Consider the following 6,759-nt stretch of genomic DNA (forward strand, 5'->3'; position numbering starts at 1 on the left):
CGGCGTCGGCGGCCACATCGCCACCTTCGCCTCGGCCGCGTGGCTGTACGAGACCGGCTTCAACCACTTCTTCAAGGGCAAGGAGTCCCCGGACGCCGACGGCTCCGGTGACCAGCTCTACATCCAGGGCCACGCCTCCCCCGGCATCTACGCCCGCGCCTTCCTGGACGGGCGGCTGAACGAGACGCACCTGGACAACTTCCGCCAGGAGGCGGGCGGCAACGGCCTGCCGTCCTACCCGCACCCGCGCCGGCTGCCCTGGCTGTGGGAGTTCCCGACGGTGTCGATGGGCCTCGGCCCGCTCTCCGCGATCTACCAGGCGCGGTTCAACCGCTACCTGACCAACCGCGGCATCAAGGACGTCTCCGCGTCCCACGTGTGGGCGTTCCTCGGTGACGGCGAGATGGACGAGCCGGAGTCGACGGCGGCCCTCGCGCTCGCCGCGCGTGAGGAGCTGGACAACCTCACGTTCGTCATCAACTGCAACCTGCAGCGCCTGGACGGCCCGGTCCGCGCCAACTTCAAGATCGTGCAGGAGCTGGAGGCCCAGTTCCGGGGCGCCGGCTGGAACGTGGTCAAGACGCTGTGGGGCACCGCCTGGGACGAGCTGTTCCAGCTCGACACCACGGGCGCGCTGGTCCGCCGGCTGCGCCAGGTGCCGGACGCCCAGATCCAGACGTACCAGACGCGCGACGCGGCCTACATCCGCCAGGACTTCTTCGGTGCCGACCCGGCGCTGGTGGAGATGGCGAAGCTGCTCAGCGACGACAAGATCCTCGAGTGCTTCCACCTGTCGCGCGGCGGTCACGAGGCCCGCAAGGTCTTCGCCGCGTACAAGGCGGCCGTCGAGCACAAGGGCGCGCCGACCGTGATCCTGGCCCAGACGGTCAAGGGCCACACCCTCGGTCCGGGCTTCGCCTCCAAGAACGCGAACCACCAGATGAAGAAGCTCTCGGTGGACGAGTTCAAGGCGATGCGGGACCTGCTGGAGCTGCCCATCTCCGACAGCGCGTTCGCCGACGGCCAGGTGCCCTACGGCCACCCGGGCGCCGACTCCCCCGAGGTCCGCTACCTCCAGGAGCGCCGCGCGGCCCTCGGCGGTCCGGCCCCGGCCCGCCGGGTGCACCCCCTCGCGCCGCTGCCCGCCCCGGCGGAGAAGGCGTTCACCTCCTTCGACAAGGGTTCCGGCTCGCAGAACGTCGCCACCACCATGGCGTTCGTCCGCCTGGTCAAGGACCTGGTCCGCGACAAGGAGACCGGCAAGCGCTGGGTGCCGATCGTCCCCGACGAGGCGCGCACCTTCGGCATGGAGTCGCTGTTCCCGTCGCTCGGCATCTACTCGCCCAAGGGCCAGACGTACGAGCCGGTCGACCGCGACCAGCTGATGTACTACAAGGAGGCCAAGAACGGCCAGATCCTCAACGAGGGGATCACCGAGGCCGGTTCGATGGCCGACTTCATCGCCGCGTCCACCGCGTACGCCACGCACGGCGAGGCGATGATCCCGTTCTACATCTTCTACTCGATGTTCGGCTGGCAGCGCACGGCCGACCAGATGTGGCAGCTCGGCGACCAGCTCGGCCGTGGCTTCCTCGTCGGCGCGACGGCGGGCCGTACGACCCTGACGGGCGAGGGCCTCCAGCACGCCGACGGTCACTCCCCGGTGATCGCCGCGACCAACCCGGCCGCGCTCACGTACGACCCGGCGTTCGCCTACGAGGTCGCCGCCATCGTCAAGGAGGGTCTGCGCCGGATGTACGGCGAGGCCGCGCCGGGCGAGGACAGGGATGTCTTCTACTACCTGACGGTCTACAACGAGCCGATGCCGCAGCCGGCCAAGCCCGCCGTGCCCGGCATCGACGAGGGCATCGTCAAGGGCCTGTACCGGTTCAACACGGCCGAGTCCGCGGGCGTCACCGTCCCGGCGAACGCCCCGCGCATCCAGCTCCTGGGCTCGGGTACGGCGATCCACTGGGCGCTGGACGCGCAGCGGATGCTCGCCGAGGAGTGGGGCGTGGCCGCCGACGTGTGGTCCGCGACCTCCTGGTCCGAGCTGCGCCGCGACGCGATGGACGCCGACGCGGCCCTGCTGCGCGGCGAGGAGCGGGTGCCGTTCGTGCGCCGGGCGCTGCAGGGTGCCGAGGGTCCGGTCCTCGCGGTCTCCGACTACATGCGCCAGGTCCCGGACCAGATCGCGCAGTGGGTCGACCAGGACTGGTCCTCGCTCGGTGCGGACGGCTTCGGCCTCTCCGACACCCGCGCGGCGGCCCGCCGGCACTTCGGTGTGGACGCCGAGTCGATCGTGGTCGCGGCCCTGGCCCAGCTCGCCCGGCGCGGCGGGGTCAAGGCGACGGCGGTGAAGGAAGCCCGCGAGAAGTACGGGCTGTGACCACTTGAGGTCCGGTGAAGGGGTACGGCGTGCTGCCGTGCCCCTTCCTCCTTTCACCGTGCCGTTCCGCGTGCGGGGCGGGGGTGGAGGCCCGATGCTGGTGGCGTGATGGACGAGACGGAGTTCTGGGAGCTGATCGACGCCACCCGCGAGGCCGCCGAGGGCGACCCCGAGGAGCAGGCCGACCTGCTGGTGGACCGGCTGCTCCAGTTCGACCCGGACATGGTGCTGGACTTCGCCCGTCACTTCGAGGCCCGCTACAACCGCGCCTACCGCTGGGACCTGTGGGGCGCGGCCTCGCTCCTGCTGGGCGGCGCGAGCGACGACGCCTTCGACTACTTCCGCTGCTGGCTCATCGGCCAGGGCCGCGAGGTCTTCGAGGGCGCCCTCCACGACCCCGACTCCCTCGCGGAGCTCCTCGACGAGTTCGACGACGAGATGGACGGCGACGGCGAGGAACTCGGCTACGCGGCGGACGAGGCGTACGAACGCCTCACCGGCACGGTGGCCCCCGACCTGGGCATCGCCCCCGCCCCCGGCGAACCCGCCGGCACCCCGATCGACTTCGAGAACGACGGCACCCTGGCGGACCGGTACCCGGCCCTGTGGGACCGCTTCAAGCACTAGGGCGGGTTCTAGCGTGTGCGGCCCTGGAGGTGGGCTGCTTTCGCCCGGATCGCGGGGAGGGTGGCGGTGAGGGCGGCGCCGGGGCAGGTGGTGGCGTAGCCGGTGTTGTGGCCGGCGACGGCGGGGAAGGTGGCGGGGGCGCCCGTGCGGTAGCGGCTGAGACCGCTGGTGGAGGTCAGGCGTACGCGGGCGCGGGGGTCGGTGCCGGAGGAGCCGAGCTTCCAGGCGGCGAGCGCGGCGATGGCGTCGGTCATGGCCCGGGGGACCTGCGCACCCGCGGTGAAGGTGCCGAGCGCCGCGATGCCCGTCGAGCGGTGGTTGAACCCCTGGGTGTGGGCCCCGGTGACCGCCCGGTCGGCACCCCCGGCGCGTCCCTCGTAGATGGTGCCGCAGCGGTCGACGATGAAGTTGTAGCCGATGTCGTCCCAGTGCCGGGCCCCGGTCTGGCCGGAGTACAGCGAGCGGATGATGCGCGGAACGTCGGCGCAGTCGTAGTCGTTCGGCGAGGCGGTGTGGTGGACGAAGACGGCGACGACCCGGTCGTCGTAGCGCGGCGGGGGCTGGCGGCGCAGGGTGGCCCGGTCGAGCCAGGCGGAGCGGGGCAGGATGGCCGGGCGGGGCGCGCGGTGGGCGACGGGGGCGGCGCTCGGCGCGGGACGCGCGGGGTGGGCGAGGTGGGCCGTCACGGTGCGCTCGCTGCCCCGTACGAGCAGCAGCAGGGCGGCGACGGCGGTCAGGGCCGGCAGGAGACCGGGCAGGCGCGCGATACGCCACGGACGCGTCCACTTCATGATCCCACTGTCGGCCCGGAGCGGCGGGTCCGCGATGTGTGGTGTGCCACCCGGTGGAACCATCGTCCAGGTCCGGGGCGTTTCTGTGGGTACACGCATACGGGAATCCCTCGGGTGTGCGACTGATCAGCGGGCCCACCCCGTCCGTATTGGAAGGTCCGACAGAAAGGCGGCTTCGTGGACCTGCTCGACGTGCTGCTCGTGCTGGTGGTCCTGCTGTACGCGGCCTCCGGATACCGCCGCGGGCTGGTGGCCGGCTGTGTCTCGCTGGCCGGCTTCGTGGGCGGCGCGGCGGTCGGCGTGTGGGCGCTGCCGTGGGTGACGGGGCTGGTGACGCGCGGCTCGGCGGCGGCCACGGTGGTCGCGGTCCTCACCGTGCTGGTGCCGGGCATGATCGGGCACGAGCTGGCGGGCCGCCTGGCGCTCCGGCTGCGCAGCCGGATGGACCGGTCGGGCAGCGGCCCCCTGCGGGTGGCGGACGGCATCGGGGGTGCCGCGGCCAACGGGGTCGCCGTACTCCTCGTGGCGTGGGTCGCGGCGAGCGTGCTGGGCGCGGCGCCCTCGCAGACGGTGACGACGGCGATCCGCAACTCCGCCCTGCTGGGCGCGGTGCAGCAGACGATGCCGGAGACCACCCCCGCGTGGTTCTCGCGGGCCACCTCCGCGCTGACGGAGGCGGGCTTCCCGCAGGTCTTCAACCCCTTCGAGAACGAGTCGACCGCGCGGGTGGCCGAGCCCTCCGGCGACAGCGTGACGCCGGCGGCCACGGAGGCGGCCCGGCGCAGCACGGTGAAGATCGAGGGCTCGGCGGGCGCCGAGGGCCGCGAGGGCAGCGGCTTCGTGTACGCCCCGCGCCGGGTGATGACCAACGCGCACGTGGTGGCCGGCATCGACAACCCCACGGTACGGATCGGCGGGGTCGGCCGGGTGTACCAGGCGCGGGTGGTGCTGTTCGACCCGGACAAGGACGTGGCGGTGCTGTACGTACCGAGTCTGCGCGCCCCGGTGCTCCCCTTCGACTCCTCCGCCCGGCGCGGCGCGTCGGCGGTGGTCGCGGGCTACCCCCAGGACGGCAGCCTGGACCTCCAGGCGGCGACGGTGGCGAACCGGGTGCGGGCGACCGGCCAGAACATCTACAGCGACCGCACGGTCACCCGCGAGATCTACTCCATCCGCTCCACCGTCCGGCCGGGCAACTCCGGCGGCCCGCTGCTCACCACGGACGGCCGGGTCTTCGGCGTGATCTTCGCCCGCTCCACCTCCAGCTCCGAGACGGGGTACGCGCTGACGGCGGCGGAGGTCTCGGCGGACGCCCGGCGCGCGGAGACGGCGACGGTGCCGGTGGACACGGGTGAGCTGATCACGTCGTAGGGAGTAGGCGTCCGCCCTGATTCCGGGCCCGCGGGGCATGCTGGGATCATGGACTCTTCCCGAATCGCGGTGACCGGCGCCTCCGGTCTCATCGGCAGCGCCCTGGTGCGGTCCCTCACCGACGACGGGCACCAGGTGGTGCGGCTGGTCCGGCGCGAGCCCCAGGGCCCGGACGAGGTCCGCTGGGACCCGCAGGAGGGTTACGTGGACGCGGCCGGGCTGGCCGGCGTCGACGCGGTGGTGAACCTGGCGGGCGCGGGGATCGGCGACAAGCGCTGGACGCCGGAGTACAAACGGGTGATCCGGGACAGCCGGGTGTTCGGCACGACCGCCCTCGCGGAGGCCGCCGCCTCCCTGCCGGAGCCGCCGCGCGTCTTCGTCAGCGGCAGCGCGATCGGCTTCTACGGCGAGACCGGCGACCGGATCACCGACGAGGACGCCCCGCCCGGCGAGGGGTTCCTGCCCTCGGTGTGCGAGGAGTGGGAGGAGGCGGCCGCGCCGGTGCGGGAGGCGGGCGTACGGACGGCGTTCGTGCGCACCGGGCTGGTGGTGTCCTCCGCGGGCGGGGCGTGGGCCAGGATGTTCCCGCTGTTCAAGGCGGGGCTCGGCGGGCGGCTGGGCAACGGCAAGCAGTACTGGTCGTACATCGCGCTGCACGACGAGGTGGCCGCGATCCGGCACATCCTGGACCGCGAGGACCTGTCCGGGCCGTTCAACCTGACCGCGCCGCACCCGCTGACCAACCAGGAGATCACCGAGGCGATGGGCCGGGTGCTGCACCGGCCGACGCCGTTCCCGGTGCCGGCGGCGGTGCTGCGCACGGCGCTGGGCGGGATGGCGGAGGACGTGCTGGGCAGTCAGCGGGTGGTGCCCAAGCGGCTGTTGGAGTCCGGGTTCCAGTTCGCCTTCCCCGGTATCGAGGACACGATCCGCGCGGCGGAGTAGTCCGGCGGCATAGGCGCGATCTTGGCGGGCACCGAGCGGTCATGAGCGTATGCGACCGCCGTGCGACCGTGCCCTGCCGGTGCGCGACTGGCATTGACCGACAATGACCCTAACCTCGACCCGAACTCGCGTATCCGGCGGGCCAGTTGAGGGCATGACCTCTCCACCGGCCGCGCAACCACAGGAGGGGCCTCGTGCTTGAGCCCGCGTACCAGGTGGACGTCGTCGTCGTGGGGGCCGGGGCCGCCGGACTCTCGGCGGCCCATCGGCTGACCAGCGCAGGAGTGACGACCGCAGTCCTGGAGGCCGCCCCGGAGGTGGGCGGCCGCATGTCGACCGAGAGGGTCGACGGCTTCCGTCTCGACCGCGTCGGACGGCCCCTGACCACCCCCGGCACCGAGCTGCGCACCGTGCCGGGCCTGGAACCGCTCGCGCTGCGGCAGTTCGCGCCCGGCGTGCTGCTGCACCGGGACGGCCGCAGGCACCGCGCGGGGGCCCCGGCACCCGTAGGGGGCGCAAGGGGCGCACTTCATGTGGCGCGCGCCCTGGCGAGCGCCCCCAGGGGGCCGGTCGCCGTGCTGCCCGGCCGGACCGGGACACCGGTCGGCGGGGCGTGGGACCAGGCCCGGCTGAACG

The 6,759-nt window shown here is 73.0% G+C and carries 6 protein-coding genes; 5 read left to right on the plus strand and 1 reads right to left on the minus strand.

Annotated elements, in window-relative coordinates; genetic code table 11:
• Positions 1-2,389 (plus strand): pyruvate dehydrogenase (acetyl-transferring), homodimeric type (gene aceE, locus GT030_RS20020; protein WP_161202286.1); only part of this gene is annotated, 2,389 nt, incomplete at its 5' end.
• A 108-nt stretch (positions 2,390-2,497) separates the two neighbouring features.
• The gene (locus GT030_RS20025; RefSeq protein ID WP_161202291.1) at positions 2,498-3,016 is read left to right on the plus strand and encodes a DUF4240 domain-containing protein; all 519 of its coding nucleotides are present in this window, start codon (positions 2,498-2,500) and stop codon (positions 3,014-3,016) included.
• A gap of 8 nt (positions 3,017-3,024) precedes the next feature.
• Here the strand turns inward: GT030_RS20025 and GT030_RS20030 are convergent, their stop codons facing one another.
• Positions 3,025-3,807 (minus strand): peptidoglycan recognition protein, encoded by a 783-nt coding sequence (locus GT030_RS20030; protein WP_237522691.1) that lies wholly within the window; start codon positions 3,805-3,807, stop codon positions 3,025-3,027.
• A gap of 177 nt (positions 3,808-3,984) precedes the next feature.
• On the opposite strand from GT030_RS20030, the gene GT030_RS20035 reads away from it, so the two are divergent.
• The 3 genes from GT030_RS20035 to GT030_RS20045 all read left to right on the plus strand — a co-directional run.
• Positions 3,985-5,178 (plus strand): MarP family serine protease, encoded by a 1,194-nt coding sequence (locus tag GT030_RS20035; RefSeq protein ID WP_161202288.1) that lies wholly within the window; start codon positions 3,985-3,987, stop codon positions 5,176-5,178.
• A 48-nt stretch (positions 5,179-5,226) separates the two neighbouring features.
• Positions 5,227-6,123 carry a TIGR01777 family oxidoreductase gene (locus GT030_RS20040; RefSeq protein ID WP_161202289.1) on the plus strand — a complete coding sequence of 299 codons (897 nt, stop codon included), beginning with the start codon at positions 5,227-5,229 and terminating at the stop codon, positions 6,121-6,123.
• Between the two features lie 194 nt (positions 6,124-6,317).
• On the plus strand, positions 6,318-6,759 hold a 442-nt coding region (locus tag GT030_RS20045; protein ID WP_161202290.1), incomplete at its 3' end, for an FAD-dependent oxidoreductase.

Source organism: Streptomyces sp. SID1328 (assembly GCF_009865595.1).
Lineage (GTDB): Bacteria > Actinomycetota > Actinomycetes > Streptomycetales > Streptomycetaceae > Streptomyces > Streptomyces griseoluteus.